This window comes from Arthrobacter sp. 01T414, from assembly GCF_056398965.1.
In genome coordinates, this window is sequence record NZ_JBFTQK010000002.1 from 627,163 (window position 1) to 642,955 (window position 15,793).

Below are 15,793 nucleotides of genomic sequence, written 5' to 3' on the forward strand. Positions count from 1 at the left end.
CCACCAGCCTCATGGCACGCCGCCAAACCACGCCCCCGGCAGGGGAAGCCCCGGACTTCACCGAGAACATCGTCGATATTGACGTCACTTCCGAAATGGAAGGCTCGTTCCTGGAGTACGCCTATTCGGTCATCTACTCCCGGGCCCTGCCCGACGCCCGCGACGGTCTCAAACCCGTCCAGCGGCGCATTCTGTACATGATGAGCGAGATGGGCCTGCGCCCGGACCGCGGCCACGTCAAGAGTGCCCGGGTGGTGGGCGAAGTGATGGGCAAGCTGCACCCGCACGGCGACACGGCGATCTACGACGCCATGGTCCGGATGGCGCAGGACTTCTCCCTGCGGCTGCCGCTGATTGACGGTCACGGCAACTTCGGCTCGCTCGACGACGGCCCGGCCGCCCCGCGCTACACCGAGGCCCGGCTGGCGGCGGCGGCGCTGACCATGACGGACCACCTCGACGAGGACGTGGTGGACTTCGTCCCGAACTACGACAACCAGCTGACCCAGCCGGATGTGCTTCCGGCTGCGTTCCCGAACCTGCTGGTCAACGGCGCCACCGGCATCGCCGTCGGCATGGCCACCAACATGGCCCCGCACAACCTGGGCGAAGTGGTGGCGGCGGCGCGGCACCTGATTGCGAACCCGGACGCCACGCTCGAAGACATCATGAAGTTCGTCCCCGGCCCGGACCTGCCCACCGGCGGCCGGATCGTGGGCTTGGACGGCATCCGCGACGCCTACGCCACCGGCCGCGGCTCCTTCAAGACCCGGGCCAAGGTCGACGTCGAGCAGCTCTCGGCACGCCGCACCGGCCTGGTGGTCACGGAACTGCCGTACATGGTGGGCCCGGAAAAGGTGATCGAGAAGATCAAGGACGCGGTCAACGGCAAGAAGCTGACCGGGATCAGCGACATCGTCGACCTCACCGACCGCAAGCACGGCCTGCGGCTCGTGATCGAGCTGAAGAACGGCTTCAACCCCAACGCCGTCCTGCAGCAGCTCTACCGCTTTACGCCCATGGAAGACTCCTTCGGGATCAACAACGTCACCCTGGTTGACGGCCAGCCGCAGACCCTGGGCCTGCTGGAGCTGCTCACCGTCTACGTGAACCACCGGATCAACGTCGTGCGCCGGCGCACCGCGTTCCGGCTGGCCAAGAAGAAGGACCGCCTGCACCTGGTGGAGGGCCTGCTGGTCGCGATCGTCGACATCGACGAGGTCATCCAGATCATCCGGTCCTCCGACGAGGCCGCCGCGGCCCGTACCCGGTTGATGTCCATCTACGACCTGTCCGAAATCCAGGCCAACTACATCCTGGAACTGCGGCTCCGGCAACTGACCAAGTACTCCCGGATCGAACTGGAAAAGGAACAGGACGAACTGCGCCGGGAGATCGCCGAGCTGCAGGCCATCCTGGACTCCCCCGAGCTGCTGCGCGGGCTGGTGTCCGACGAACTCGGCGAACTTGCGGACAAGTACGGCACCCCGCGCCGGACGGTGCTGCTCGAATCCGAGGCCGTCTCCCCCACGGTCGCCGCCGCCCTCGCGGCCGCGCCCGGCGCCAAGGGCAAGGCCGCCCCGCTGGCCCTGGAGATCGCGGACGACCCCTGCTGGGCCATCCTCACGGCGTCCGGCCAGATCGCCCGCACGGCCAACCAGGACAGCCTTGCCGAATCCGGTCCGCGGACCAAGCACGACGTGTTCCGCTCGGTGGTCAAGACCTCGGCGCGCGGCGAGATCGCCGCGGTGACCTCCCTGGGCCGCATGCTCCGGCTCCAGGTGATGGACATGCCGGTGCTTCCGCCCACTTCCGGAACCCCGAACATGGCCGGCGGGGTCCCGGCCAAGGACTTCATCACCCTGCTCAAGGGCGAATCCCTCGTGGCCTTCGCGCCGCTGGATCAGGTCTTGGCGATCGGCACCGCGCAGGGCGTGGTCAAACGCGTCCAGCCGGACTACCCGCTGAACCGCGAGGACTGGGAAGTGATCTCCCTCAAGGACAAGGACACCGTGGTGGGCGTCGAGCCTGCCGCTGCGGACGACGTCGAACTGGTCTTCATCACGCGCCAGGCCCAGCTGCTGCACTTCAGCGCCTCCGCCGTCCGTCCGCAGGGGCGCACCGCGGGCGGCATGGCCGGGATCAAGCTGGCTGCCGGGGACCGGGTGCTGCACTTCGGCACGGCGCGCTCGAACGACGACGCCGCCGTGGTGGTCACCATCGCCGGCACTGAGGGCGCACTGCCCGGGACGGCGCCGGGCGCGGCCAAGGTGACGGCGCTGGCCGAATATCCGGCCAAGGGCCGCGGTACGGCCGGCGTCCGCGCCCACCGTTTCCTCAAGGGCGAGGACACCCTGCTGCTCGCCTGGGCCGGCCATGGCCCGGCGAAGGCATCCTCGCTGGCCGGCGTGGCGCGCTCGCTCCCGGGCGAACACGGCCGCCGCGACGGTTCCGGCATCCCGCTGTCCCAGGCCGTCGACGCGATCGGGCCGAGCATGGCCTGGACCGCGGAGGACGCTGCGGCGGAAGGGTAGGCGCTGCGGGGTGGGCGGTGCTCGGGGGCGGTGCTCGAACCGATTCCGCCCATTCGCCTAATATGGCCGCTACGACGCCCGGGTTAGCGGCCACCTGTGGCGATCCGCCGGGGTGGAGCCTCAAAATTCCACGGCGCGGGGAGCCGAGTCCGCCCTTTCGCCACATATGGCCGCTATGAGGCCCGGCGCGGGGAACTGAGTCCGCCGATTCGCCAAAAAGGGCCGCTATGAGCCCGGGTTAGCGGCCATCTGTGGCGAACCGCCGGGGTGGAGTCGCTGGCATACTCGGCGCGCAAAACCATCGGCGCCAATTCACCACCCATGACCGCAATGAGGCCGACTCGGGGCACCGAGCCGCCCATTCGCCACTTATGGCCGCTAGGAGGCCCGAATTAGCGGCCATCTGTGGCGAACCGCCGGGGTGGAGTCACGGGCGTTACTTAGAGCGGGGCACCGAGCCGCCCATTCGCCACAAATGGCCGCAGTGAGGCGTGACTTAGCGGCCACCTGTGGCGAACCGCCGGCTTGGCTCATGGACGAACCCCGACGCGGCGAACCCGCGGCAACCCCGGAACGAACCCAGACCAGCCCGCCGCCGCTACATCCCCGAGTTGAGGTTCAGGATGTTGCCCTCGCTGTCCAGGAACCACGCTGCGGAACTTCCGTCCGGCAGCGTGGCAATGCCGTCTTCGGTCTTCAGGCCCGGGAAGTCGTAGTCCTCGAAGACCACCCCTGCCCCGCGGAGCTCGGCGACCGCGGCCCGGACGTCGGGAACCATCCAGCCCATCTGGGTATTTTTGGCCGATCCGGCGTTGGGCGTCTGGTACAGCATGAACTTGCTGCCGGCGCCGCACGTGTATTGCAGGTTGTCCTCGGCACCCGGATTATCCGGTTCGAGTCCGAGCTTGTCGCGGTAGAAATCGCGCGCGCGGGCGAGGTCCGCGGCCGGCAACACGGCGCCGACCGGTTGGTCTTTGAGCATGGCACATCCCTTTCCAGGCCCTTCCCCCGGAACGCATACTACTCCTTCGCCTAGACTGCTCCCATGCCTATCGTGCCCGATCAAAAAGACTGGACCTGGGTGCTCTCACGGCCCTGCCCCGAGTGTGGTTTCGACGCCTCCGCCTGCACCCCGGCGACGGCGCCCGGGAAACTGGCCAGCATGCTGCCGCGCTGGCGCTCCGTGCTTCGACGCCCCGATGCCGCCGTCCGCCCGGACGAGGACACCTGGTCGGCCCTGGAGTACGCCTGCCACGTCCGGGACGTGTTCACGCTGTTCGACCACCGGCTCGACCTCATGCTCACCGAGGACGACGCCCGCTACGAGGACTGGGACCAGGACCAGACCGCCCTGGAACAGGACTACGCCGGCGCCGACCCCGCCGAGGTAAGCACCGCCCTGACAGCCGAGGGTGAACAGATCGCCGCGTCCTTTGGCCGGGTGCCGGAGCAGGACTGGGGCCGGAGAGGAACGCGCAGCAACGGGTCGGAGTTCACCGTGCTGACCTTCGCGCAGTACTTCATGCACGACGTCGTACACCACCTCCACGACGTGGATGGATAGCGTGTGGACGGATAGCCGGCGAAGGCAGGACGGATAGCTGGCCCGCTACAGCTCCTTGTCCCAGGCCAGACTGCGGTTGACCGCGACGTATCCCATCTTGGTGTAAAGCGCCAGGGCTCCGGTGGGATTCTCCGAGTCGACGTCGAGCGAAGCTTTATCCATTCCTGCGGCGGCGAACCGGCGCATGGCGTCGGCAAGCAGCGCCTTGGCGATGCCCCGGCCACGGAACTCCCGGGGCACCCCCAGCAGGTCGGTATACCCTTCCTTGAAGCCGCGGTCTGCTGCGTTGTCTGCGTCGTGGCTGGCGATCTGGTAGCCGGCCACCTTGCCGCTGGACTTCTCGACGACGACGCCGCTCAGGTCCGGCCGTGCCTGCGGATCGTTCACCACGAATCCCCAGGCCTCCTCATCGCGGGGTTCGCTGCCCCAGTGGTCCCGAAAGGCGTCGTTGTGGGCCAGCCTCACGGCCTCGTGCAGGGCCGGCCCGAAGCCCACGAGCTCCAGCCCGTCGTCCAACTCCGGCTCGGGGAAGGCCTGGTCCAGCGGCCGGTGCATCTCGTTGTAGTAGCGGACAACCCGGTAGCCGCGGCCCTCGAAGAGTGCGGCCTGGTGGGTGTGCTGCTCTTCCGTGTAGACGCGCAGCCGCGGCCCGGCAGAGCCTCCATCGTCGGCGAACCGATGCAGGGTCCGGGCCTCCAGCCAGCCCAGGAGCCCGGTTCCGACGCCGCTGTGCTGCCAGTCGGGGTCCACGCAGCCGAATCCGACGGCCTTGTTCCCGTCGGGGTTCTTGGTGATCCTGGCATAGGCGCGTGCGACTCCGTGTCGGTCGAAGCCGAGGACGCTGTTGTCGCCCACCGGGTTGGTCCGGGACTCGAGGAGCTGGGCCAGGTCTTCGCGCCGCTCAAACCAGACTGGCCGCTCCACGGCGGCTGTCCGGGCGATCAGGGCGGCCCAGTCCTCCAGCTCGGCGCTGCCGGCCGGCCGCCAGTCCAGGCGGGGGTCGAGGCTAGCCTCCGGTCCGCTGTGTCCAGTCATGGCTACAGGCTAACGGCGGTCCTACCCCCGCGCCAGCACCGGTTCGGCCTGCGACGCTGCACGGTCCAAGCCATTGGGAGGGGAAGCCATTTTCCGCGCCGTCGTCAGGGTTATGAACCTGGACTGACAGCGATACGGACCTGCTCATAGCGTTCAAGCAGGGCCCGTTTTTCGGCGCTGCTGTATTCGTGGTGTTCGATGCTCTCCCGAAGTTCCGTGAGCCGGGTTTCGAGGGCGGCGCGCCGGGCACCCCGGCGGTCGCACCAGCTGACTTCTTCGAAGAGCGCCAGCAGCCGGTTTCCAACGTCGGCGTCCTGCATGCCGTAGTGCCGGATCTGCGAAACGGCAAGGGAGAGGTAATGGTCAAAGCCGGGCCTGGCGAGGATGGCACGGATTACGCCGTCGTCGTCGTTCGCGGCATCGTCGCGCAGTTCCCGGCCGGCCAGCACGCACAGCAGGCCGGAGAGGTGGCCTATGACGTGCACAGCCGTCGTCGGGTCGTTCGTCCCGGGCGACAGGGCACGGGCACCGACGTCGGCCAACTGACGGAAGCCGAAGGCGGGATCCTGATCGTTCGTGCGCTCAAAGCCTATGGTCACTGCGTCGCCAAGTCGCCGGGTGAGGTCCTCGAGCTCGGCAGCCGTGAACTCTTCGCGCTCCCCTGCCGCCCAGACGGTGGCAAAGGGAACGCCGGCAATCAGGGATTCCCCGGGCCATGCGTCGATCCGGATGATGGCGCCGGCAGCCCGGGCGACGTCGACCACTGCTGCTGCGTCAACCGAGTTGAGAAAGCCGGACGAACCGGCCGCCAGGCGTGCCGCGGCGGGCCCCGCGGGCTGGCTTGATCCGGGGGCCGGGTCCTTGGGAATCACGCGCTCGATCGTGGCGGCGGTTTCGGCATGGACGTTCTTCATCATGGTCTCGACCCGGATCTCCCGGGTCAGGTGCGCCAGGAAAAGGACCAGGCCTACAACGCTGGCCAGGGCTAGGAGGAAGGCCACCGTGACCGCAATATCGGGGACGAACTCGTCCCGGCTCTCAGCGGAACTTCGAACACTCCGAAGGACCGTCAACGCATAGGAGAAGGTCCCCAGGAACAGCGCCAGGGTCCAATGCACGAAGCTGTCGCTGGTGAACGTGCGCAGCAGCCGCGGGGAGAACTGGCTGCTGGCCAGCTGGAGGGTCACGACGGTGAGGGAGAAGGTCAGGGAGGTGACGGTGATGAGGGATCCGGAGATGGCCTGCAGTACCGCGCGGGCGGCTTCCGGTCCGCCGCTGAAGAGGTAGTTCTCCAGCGCCCCCGGCATGCGCTCGTCCAGCAGGTTGTCGAGCGCGGGCAGCCCGACGCCCAGCGCCACGGCCAGGGCCACGGCGAGGACCGGGATCGGCCACAGTCGGGCGCGGAAGGCGGCCCGGATTCGCCGAATCATACTGTTGACTGCTGGCGGTCGGCGGCGTCGCCACTGTTGTCGCGGCGTTTGACGGCCCACCACTGGGCCAGGAAGATGGCCAGGGCCAGGGCGGCGCCCACACCCAGGGTGAGCAGGTCCTGCTCGGCCTTGACGAGAACGAAGGCCCCCAGGACGGCGAGGTCCAGGATGATCGCGACGGCGGGAACCCACCTCGCGGCCTCGATGTCCCGGTGCAGGTGACGGATGACGCCCAAGTGCACGGCGATGTCCATGCTGATATACAGCAGGGCGCCGAGGGAGGCTATCTGGCTCAGGTCGAAAAAGACGGTGACCAGGATCGCCAGGCCGGCGGTGATGAGCAGGGGCTGGTGTTTGACCTTTCCCGGAAGTGCCGGAGCCTGCTTCATCTCCTGGAGCATCGCGTAGAGCCTGGACACTGAATAGAGGCTGGCGAGCAGGCCGGAGAGCGTAGCGACAACGGCCAGGGCGATGGTCAGGCCAACCCCCCAGGTGCCGAAGAGCGGCTCGGCGGCCCGTGCCAGGGCGTAATCCCGGGCCTTCATGATTTCCGGGACGCTCAGGCTGCCGGTAACCGACACCGTGAGCAGCAGGTAGATGACCGTGCACAGCGCCAGGGAAATGATGATGGACCTGCCGATGTTCTTTTTGGGCTCTTTGATGTCGCCGCCCTGGTTGGTGATGGTGGTGAACCCCTTGTACGCCAGGATGCAGAGCGTTGTGCCGGCCAGGAAGCCGAGAATGCCCTGCTGCGGAGGTTCACCCGACCCGCCGGTGAGCGCAGTCCCGAGCGAGGACCAGCCCGAGGCCAGCAGGCCCGCGATCGCCAGCGCCGCGATTCCGACGATCTTGGCCGCGGCCGTGACGGTCGCCGACCGCTCCACCAAGGTATTGCCGAACACGTTGACCAGAGCGGCGGCGGCAATCGCCGCCACACCCAGGGCCGGCACCAGCAGCGTTGAACCCTGCAGGCCGAAGGGCCGAAGCAGGTAGGTGCCAAAGGTCCGGGCTAGGAGACTCTCCGCGACCACCATGGATACATACATAAAGAGCGAGAACGATCCTGCAATGACACCGGGTCCGTAAGCAGCCTTGAGCAGCATGGCGATGCCGCCGGAGGAGGGGTTGGCTCCGGAGTATTTCACATAGGAGTAGGAACTGAAGGCGACCACGACCGCTCCGGCAAGGAACGCCGCTGGCACCAGGCCCCCCGCGAGGCCGGCCACCTGGCCTACCAAAGCGAAGATCCCTGCTCCAACCATCACCCCCGTCCCGAGGGAGACGGAACCGGCCAGGGACAGCTTCTCTGAATCATCAGCCATGACGACGAGTCTAGCCGCGGCGGTGGAGCCGCCCGGCCCGGGCCTGACCAGGATAGTTGCCAGGCGAGGTCCTTGGAGCAAAGAATGAATCAGCGGGTTCCAGAAATCGACGGCGCTTCCTGCGCCGCTTCCTGGGCCCGGCCGATCCGGTTCGCGGTGGAGGCGCGCCATGAAGGCTGTGGTTGTGGGGGCTGGCATTGCGGGCCTCGTCGTGGCGCGCCAGCTGGGTATGGCCGGCTGGGACGTCGAGATCCTCGAAAAATCGGCCGCTCCGCGTCCCGACGGCTACATGATGGATTTCTTTGGTCCGGGCGTGGAGGCCGCGGAGAGGATCGGCCTCTACCCGCGGCTCGCCGCCGTCGCCTACCACGTCGAGGCGGCTGAGTATGTCGATGTGGCGGGACGCCCCACGGCCAGCCTCGACTTCGACCAGTTTGCCCGGCTCGCCGGCGGCAAAGTCCTCAGCCTGCTGCGCCCCGACATGGAGCGCGCCGCGCTCGCTGCGCTCGACGACGTACCCGCCGACAGGGTGGTGGTGCGGTACGGGGCGCCGGTTTCCCGGGCGTGGGAGGAGAACGGCGGCGTGCGCGTTGTCGTCGGCGGCCAACTGGAGCAGACCCTCACCGCGGACGTTCTCATCGGGGCCGACGGTATCCACTCCAGCGTCCGGGCCCTGATTTTCGGGCCGGAGGACGAGTACCTGCGCCCGTTGGGCATGCGCGCCGCGGCCTGCATCGTGACCGACCCGGGACTGAATGCCCGGTTCCGGAACCGGTTCGTCCTCACCGACAGCATCGGCCGGCTCGTCGGGCTCTACAGTCTTCGCTCGGATCAAGTGGCAGCTTTCCTGGTTTACCGGCATGCCGTTGAGGCGGCAGGGCAGTTGCGGTCCGAGGCGCCGAGGGAGCGGCTGCGCCGTGAGTTCGCCGGGCTGGGTACGGCGGTCGAAAGACTGCTGGAACTTTGCCCCGAACACCCGTACGACGATGTGGTGGCACAGATTGTGATGCCGGGCTGGACGCGTGGGCGGACCGCCTTGGTGGGTGACGCCTGCGGGGCGGTGTCGCTGCTGGCGGGCCAAGGCGGTTCGCTCGCCATTGCCGGATCGGCGTTGCTGGCGGACATGCTGGGGCCAGTGGCCGCAGCCGAGGGAATCAGCCCTGCCATTGCCGGATTCGAACGGCGCTGGAGGCCGGTGGTCGAGGAAGCCCAGGCCGCTGGCAGGCGCGCCGCTGCCTCGTTCCTGCCCGCGAACCGGACCCAGCGCCTGCTGCGTCGCTGGGTCATCCGGGCCAGCCATCTGCCCGGCATCGACCGGCTAGTGGCCCGCCAGATCGTTGGCCGGATCGCAAAGTGAGCCGTTCTTGACCGCTTACCCATGACGGGACCAGACTGGGACTGCACAGCTCCGCTACTGCGGCCACTGCCGAGGCATAACGCCGGCTTCCGTGAAAAATTCGAGCAACTCGACGAACAAGTGTCCGGCGGCGGCCCTACCTCCGCGCCAGCACCCGCTCCGCCGGCGCTGAACCGGTCCGGTCCAGATTCAGCAGGGCGTCATCCGGGCTGATGTCGTCCGGGTTGTGCGTCACCAGCACCACCGTGCGGCCGGTCAGCCCACGCCGGAGCTCGGCCAGCATGTCCCGGCCCGCCTCGGCGTCCAGGTGCGTCGTGGGCTCGTCCAGCAGGATCACGTCGGCGCCGGTGAGCAGCGTGCGTGCCACCGCCAGGCGCTGGCGTTCGCCGCCGCTGAGGAAAGCGCCGCCGGGCCCGATGGGCGTATCCAGTCCCCGGTCGAGCCGGCCCAGCAGCGGTTCCAGGCCGACGGCGGACAGTGCCTCCACCAGCCGCCGTTCCAGCGCCTGCGCCCCGGCAGTCCGGACGGACGCAGCGGCCCCGTCTGTCGCCCCGGGGGCGGGCCGCTCCCCCTCCGGCAATCCCAGCATCAGGTTGCCGCGGATGGTCGAGTCGAAGAGGTGCGCCTCCTGCGGGCACCAGGCCGCGCGTCCGGTCAGCAAGAGCCGACCGCCGGCCGCCGGCAGGAAGCCGAGCATAACGGCCAGCAGCGTGGACTTCCCGGAACCGGAGGCGCCGGTCACGGCCAGCCAGCGGCCGGGTTCGGCGCTGGCGGTCAACCCGGTGAACACCTCCGCGCCGCCTGGCCACGCGGCCGCCAGCTGGTCGAGTTCCAGGCCGGGCCGTCCGCCGGGCCTGGAACTCGACCAGCTGGCCGCCGGAACAGGGCCGCCGGCGTCGTCGGGCTGCTCGGCAGCCAGGACCCCGGACCCACCGACGCGCCGCAGCACCAAGCGCAGCGCAGGAAACTGGCGCACCGCCGTCGTAATGGCCGAGTACGGTTCCACGAGGGCCAGCTGCAGCAGCACGACGACGGCGACGAGCGCCGGCTCGGCAGCCCCGCTGAGGGCCAGCGGTGCCGCCAGGACCGCACTGGCCAGCGCCGCGGCACCGCAGGCCAGCACGGTGAGTCCCTGACCGAGGCCCTCCGCCAGGGCCTGGCGCTGCGAAGCCGCCGTCGCGGCCCGGTCGTCCCGATGGATAGTCGTCAGAACCGGCGTCCCCACGCCGTTGGCGTGCAATTCGGCGCGGGCATCCAGCGCCGCGGCCACCCGCCGCAGCACACCGGAGCGCAGTTGCTGCTCGGTGCCGGCGGACATCCGGTCCGCGAGCAGTGCCAGGGCCGGCGAAGCCACGAGGCTGACGAGCGCGGCGGCAATGACGGCGGGCAATGCCGCCGGGAGGAGCAGGGCGACGCCGGTGACGGCCGCCGCGCCGACGACCACTGCGGTCAGCGGTGGCAGTACCACCCGTGGCAGCAGCTCGCGGACAGTGTCGACGTCGTCCACCACGGCGCCGAGGACGTTGCCGCCCTGCAGGAGCCTTCGCAGCGACAGGGCCCGCCTGCTCAGCGACTCCCAGAGCTGGCCGCGAAGCCGGGTGAGGGCGGTGAAGATCGCGTCGTGCAGGAGCAGGCGTTCGGTGTACCGCAGCGCCGCGCGGCCGACGCCAAAGAAGCGCACGCCCACAATCGCGGTGAGCAGGTACAGGATGGGCGGCTGCTCGCTGGCCCGGATGATGAGCCAACCGGACAGCCCGGACAATGCGACCGCGAACAGCGCGGCGAGGACTCCGACCACGCCGGCAGCAGCGAATTTTCCGGCGACCGGGGCAAGCAACCGGCGCAGCTGGGCGGCCGCCGTTCCAAAGCGGTCAGTTCCGGCGGCCGAGGTTGCGGCCTCGGCGCCGGTGTCGGTTGGTACGGCGCCCTCGGGTGCTTCCGGCGGGAGGGCCTGGCCGTCCGGGGTGCGGTAACCCGACGCCGGAGCCGGCATTGCGGCCGCGGAGACGGCCCCGGCCCCGGCGGCCCCGGCGGGTCCGCCGACGGTCACCAGCCGGTCCGCGAGTTCGCGGGTCTGCCGGTCGTGGGCCACCAGCAGCACGGTGGCTTTGCCGCGCAGTCCGGAAATGGTGCGGCTGACCGCGTCGGCAGACGCCCGGTCCAGGTGCGCGGTGGGTTCGTCCAGCAACAGCACCGTGGCGCCGGCAGCGATCCGGGCCAGTCCCCGGGCCACGGCCACCCGGCGCAGCTCCCCCGGGCTGAGTTCGGCGGGATGCTTGGCGGCGAGGTGTTCGGCGGCGCTGGCGGCCAGGCAGCGCCGAGCGTCGGCGGCGGCCTGATCCGGGGACCGCTCCGGGTCGGCGCCAAGGTAGAGCAGGAGCTCCGCCAGCACGGTGGTCTCCACCATCACGGGGTGCTGCGGCACCCAGGCGATGTCCGCCGTCGTGAACCCCTCCACCCGCCCGGTGACCTCCGCGCCGGTGCCGTCGCCGATGGTTCCGGCAAGAACGCCCAGCACGGTGCTCTTGCCGGCCCCGCTGCGGCCGTCCAGGGCGGTGATTTCGCCGGGGGCGGCGGTGAAACTCAGCGGCCCGACGGCCGCCTCCGCCCGGCCGGCGTAGCGCACGGTCAACTCACGGACCATGACGGCGGGCGGAGCAGCCGCGGGCCGGCCGTCCTCGCGCGCCGTGGTTGCGACGAGCGGCGTGGCCTGGGCGGCATCGAGGATCTCCGTGGTGTCGGCGAGCGCCGCACGGCCCTCGTCGCTGGCGTGGTGGGCGGTGCCGAGTTCGCGCAGCGGGAGATAGCAGTCGGGGGCCAGGATCAGGGCCAGCAGTCCCGCTTCGAGCCCCATCTCCCCGTGCACCAGGCGGACGCCGATGAAGACGGCCACGACGGCGACGGAGATGGTGGCGATGAGCTCCAGCGCCAGGGCGGAGAGGAAGGCGGTGCGCAGGGTGCCCATGGTCTTGGCGCGGTATTCCTCCGAGATGTCCTCGAGGGCCTTGCGTTGCGCGGCGGCACGGCCCAGGCCCACCAGCACGGGCAGTCCCTTGGCGAGTTCCACCATGTGCCCGGAGAGCCGGGACAGGGCGGACTGCGCTTCACGGACCCGGTCCTGGGTGTAGCGGCCGATCAGGATCATGAACAGCGGCACGAGCGGGACGGTCAGGACGATCACGACGGCGCTGACCCAGTCCGCGAAAAGGATCCGCGCCCCGAGCAGCAACGGGATCGCGGCGCAGTTCACCAGGGCCGGCAGGAACTGGGTGTAGTAGTTGTCCAGGGCGTCCAGTCCCCGGGTCGCCAGCACCGCGAGCCCGCCGTCGGCCGGGCCGGCGGTGCGGGTCCCGGTGTGCAGGGCCCGTTCCAGCAGCTCTGAGCGCAGCTCCTCCTTGACGCCCAGAGCGGCGCGGCGTGCTGCCACTRCCTGGGCCCACACGGTGACCGAGCGCAGCACCACCCCGGCCATCCCCCAGCCCAGCTGTTCGGCCCACGCGGGGTTGTGGGCCATCAGCCCCGCGAGCACAGCGGCGACCGCCTGCCCCATCAGTACCAAGGACAACGCCTTGAGGGCGGCCAGCAGCCCCAGCAGGTAGAGCGCGGATCGGGTGGCGGGTCCTGCAGGGAACTGCGGTCTCATCGGCGGCTAGTCCTTCGGCGCCAGGGCCTTGGCGGCAATCGCGGGCAGGAAGCTGTGCGCTTCGGGAATGTGGGCGGCGCTCACCCGGCGCCGGAACACCCAGTACGTCCAGGCCTGGTAGGCGAGGACGAGCGGCAGCCCGATGCAGGCCACGATGGTCATCAGGCCGAGCGTGTAGTCCGAAGAGGAGGCGTTGGCCACTGTCAGGCTGAAGTCCGGGTTGAGGGTCGAGGGCAGCACCACCGGGAAGGCCGCGCCGAAAATCGAGGCGCTGCCGAGCAGCAGGAACACGCCCAGCGACAGGAAGGCCCTGCCCTCGGCGCCGCCCCGGGCGAAGTTCCAGGCCAGGGCGGCCGCCACGACGGCGCCGACGACCGCGGCCACGGTCCAGGCCTTGCCGCTTTGCAGCTGCAGCACGATCGCCCAGCCGGCGATCGGCAGCAGCAGCACCGGCAGCAGCCGGACAAACCATGCCCGTGCGCGGTGCCGGACGTCGCCGTCGGTCTTCAGCGCCAGGAACGCCAGCGCGTGCAGCAGCGAGAAGCCGACGACGGCGAGCCCGCCGAGCACGGCGTAGGGGCTGAACCAGGCGAACGGGCCGCCCTCGCGGTCACCATTGGCGTTCAGCGGCAGCCCCGTGGTGGTCAGCGCTAGGGCCGCGCCGACTCCGAATGCTGCGACCAGGGATCCCAGCGCGATCGCCCAGTCCCAGCGCGCACGCCATTGCGGGGTGTCCACCTTGCCCCGGTATTCGAACGCCACGGCGCGGAAGATCAGCGCCACCAGGACCAGCAGCAGGGGCAGGTACAGGGCAGAGAACAGGGAGGCGTACCAGAGCGGGAATGCCGCGAAGGTGGCGCCGCCGGCGGTGAGCAGCCAGACCTCGTTGCCGTCCCAGACCGGGCCGATGGTGTTGAGCAGCACCCGGCGTTCGGTGTTGTTCCGGGCGAAGGCTTTCATGAGCATGCCGACGCCCAGGTCGAAGCCCTCCAAGAAGAGGTACCCCGTCCACAGCACCGCGATGGCTATGAACCAGATGGTGGGTAGCAGTTCCATGCTGAATTTCCTCTGCTTCTTGTTCGGGGGCCGCTAGTAGGCGAAGGCCAGGACGTCGTCGGACTCGGGCTTGCCGGGGGTTCCGCCGGGAGGGGTCTTGTCCTCGTTTTCGTCCGCCGGGGCGTGCGCGAGCTCGGGCATCGCAGAGACCACACCGCCGCGGATGTACTTCACCAGCAGCTTCACTTCCACCACCAGCAGCACCGCGTACACGGCGGTCAGCACCACGAGGGAGGTCAGCAGTTCTCCTGCGGAGACGCCAGGGGAAACGGCGGCGGCGGTGAACATGAAGACCTGGTCGATGCCGCTGGCGTCCGGGTTGGGAGCGACCACGAAGGGCTGCCGGCCCATTTCGGTGAAGATCCAGCCGGCGGCGTTGGCGCCGAACGGGGCCAGGATGCCGAACACGGCGAGCCGCATCAGGCCGCGGGAGGCGGGAACGGTTCCCTTGCGGGTGACCCAGAGGGCCAGAAGGGCGGCCAGGGCTGCCACGCCGCCGAAGCCGATCATCATCCGGAAACCCCAGTAGGTGACTTCCATGACCGGGACGTACTGGATTTCCTTGCCGGCGCGGTCGCCGTAGATCGGGCTGTCCGGCAGGTGGGTGCCGTAGTCCGCCTTGTACGTCTCCAGCAGGCTGTTCACGCCCTTGACCTCGGTGTTGAAGTCGCCCTTGGCCAGGAAGGACAGGATGCCGGGAACCTCGATCACGGCGACGACGTCGTCGCAGTTCTTGGAGCCGACGTTGCCGACGCTCAGGATGGAGAAGCCGGTGCCGTCGTGGCAGGCCGCCTCGGCGGCGGCCATCTTCATGGGCTGCTGCTCAAACATTAGCTTGCCCTGCAGGTCGCCGGTGATGGCGGTCCCGGCGAAGGAGATCATGGCGACGACGGCGCCGATTCGCAGCGAACGGATCCAGACGGCGTGGTCCGCGCGGTCCCGGCCGGGGATCTCCGACTCGCCGGGGATCACCTTGCCGTCGGCTCCCACGGTGTCGATGCCGTCGTGGCGGCGGCGCCACAGGTGGTACCAGGCGATGCCGAGGAGGAAGGCCCCGGCGACGGCAAGGGCGCCGAAGAGGGTGTGCGGCACGGCCACGAGCGCCGTGTTGTTGGTGAAAACGGCCCAGGCGTCGGTCATTACGGGGCGCCCGTCAATCATCTCGACGCCCACCGGGTGCTGCATCCAGCTGTTGGCCACAATGATGAAGTAGGCGGAGAAGACCGAGCCGATGACAGCGATCCACAGGCAGGCCAGGTGGACGCCGCGTTTGAGCTGCTTCCAGCCGAAGATCCAGAGACCCAGGAAGGTGGATTCCACGAAGAAGGCCAGCAGCGCCTCCATCGCGAGCGGGGCGCCGAAGACGTCCCCAACGAAGCGGCTGTACTCGCTCCAGGCCATGCCGAACTGGAATTCCTGCACGATGCCGGTGGCCACGCCCATGATGAAGTTGATCAGGAAGAGCTTGCCCCAGAACTTGGTCATCCGGAGGTATTCCGGCCGGCCGGTGCGGTACCAGAGGGTCTGGATCACCGCCACCACCAGGCCCAGGCCGATCGTGAGCGGCACCATCATGAAGTGGTAGACGGTGGTGATGCCGAATTGCCAGCGTGCGATTTCCAAGGCGTCCAAGGCATTCCCTTTGGCTAGGTTCCCGAGAGTTTTCTACGTTACGTAGAAATACTACTTCTACAGAGTGTAGAACAAGTTCAGATCCTCACGCACCCCAGCGTGGCACGGCGCGCCACGCCCCGCAATGGAACATCGCATCTCCCCATGGGGCGTCGTGACCCGGCCCGGACGCCGGGCGCGGCCTCGGCCCGCTTGCCGGGCCCTCCGCGCCGGAACGCCG

At 69.2% G+C, this 15,793-nt stretch carries 10 protein-coding genes; 3 read left to right on the forward strand and 7 right to left on the reverse strand.

Translation table 11 applies throughout. The features are described 5' to 3' along the window. Positions 1–11 precede the first annotated feature (11 nt). Positions 12–2,534, forward strand: a complete 2,523-nt coding sequence (locus AC1DK9_RS08365) for a DNA gyrase/topoisomerase IV subunit A (protein ID WP_476915595.1) — start codon at positions 12–14, stop codon at positions 2,532–2,534. A 598-nt stretch (positions 2,535–3,132) separates the two neighbouring features. Here the strand turns inward: AC1DK9_RS08365 and AC1DK9_RS08370 are convergent. Further along, complete coding sequence (locus AC1DK9_RS08370) at positions 3,133–3,516, reverse strand: VOC family protein (RefSeq protein WP_476915596.1); 384 nt, start codon at positions 3,514–3,516, stop codon at positions 3,133–3,135. A 63-nt stretch (positions 3,517–3,579) separates the two neighbouring features. Between AC1DK9_RS08370 and AC1DK9_RS08375 the strand changes: the two genes are divergently transcribed. Beyond that, positions 3,580–4,098: a DinB family protein gene (locus tag AC1DK9_RS08375; RefSeq protein WP_476915597.1), complete on the forward strand. Its 519-nt coding sequence runs from the start codon at positions 3,580–3,582 to the stop codon at positions 4,096–4,098. Positions 4,099–4,143: 45 nt separating this feature from the next. On the opposite strand, the gene AC1DK9_RS08380 is transcribed toward AC1DK9_RS08375, so the two are convergent. The 3 genes from AC1DK9_RS08380 to AC1DK9_RS08390 all read right to left on the reverse strand — a co-directional run bounded on the left by AC1DK9_RS08380 (position 4,144) and on the right by AC1DK9_RS08390 (position 7,885). Beyond that, positions 4,144–5,133: a GNAT family N-acetyltransferase gene (locus AC1DK9_RS08380; RefSeq protein ID WP_476915598.1), complete on the reverse strand. Its 990-nt coding sequence runs from the start codon at positions 5,131–5,133 to the stop codon at positions 4,144–4,146. Positions 5,134–5,243: 110 nt separating this feature from the next. Continuing rightward, the gene (locus tag AC1DK9_RS08385; RefSeq protein ID WP_476915599.1) at positions 5,244–6,563 is read right to left on the reverse strand and encodes a DUF2254 domain-containing protein; all 1,320 of its coding nucleotides are present in this window, start codon (positions 6,561–6,563) and stop codon (positions 5,244–5,246) included. Next, positions 6,560–7,885, reverse strand: a complete 1,326-nt coding sequence (locus AC1DK9_RS08390; protein WP_476915600.1) for an APC family permease — start codon at positions 7,883–7,885, stop codon at positions 6,560–6,562. Before AC1DK9_RS08390 ends, AC1DK9_RS08385 begins: the two co-directional genes overlap by 4 nt. 169 nt (positions 7,886–8,054) lie before the next feature. Here AC1DK9_RS08390 and AC1DK9_RS08395 point away from each other — a divergent pair, with 169 nt between their 5' ends. Further along, a complete protein-coding gene (locus AC1DK9_RS08395; RefSeq protein WP_476915601.1) occupies positions 8,055–9,242 on the forward strand; it encodes an FAD-dependent monooxygenase in 1,188 nt (395 codons plus the stop codon). 136 nt (positions 9,243–9,378) lie between these two features. On the opposite strand, the gene cydD is transcribed toward AC1DK9_RS08395, so the two are convergent. From cydD to AC1DK9_RS08410, 3 genes are read right to left on the reverse strand one after another with little or no spacing between them, the layout of a single operon-like run. Continuing rightward, a complete protein-coding gene (gene cydD / locus AC1DK9_RS08400) occupies positions 9,379–12,885 on the reverse strand; it encodes a thiol reductant ABC exporter subunit CydD (protein WP_476915602.1) in 3,507 nt (1,168 codons plus the stop codon). Between the two features lie 6 nt (positions 12,886–12,891). Continuing rightward, complete coding sequence (gene cydB / locus AC1DK9_RS08405) at positions 12,892–13,941, reverse strand: cytochrome d ubiquinol oxidase subunit II (RefSeq protein ID WP_476915603.1); 1,050 nt, start codon at positions 13,939–13,941, stop codon at positions 12,892–12,894. 33 nt (positions 13,942–13,974) lie between these two features. Continuing rightward, a complete protein-coding gene (locus tag AC1DK9_RS08410) occupies positions 13,975–15,573 on the reverse strand; it encodes a cytochrome ubiquinol oxidase subunit I (protein ID WP_476860927.1) in 1,599 nt (532 codons plus the stop codon). Positions 15,574–15,793 lie beyond the last annotated feature (220 nt).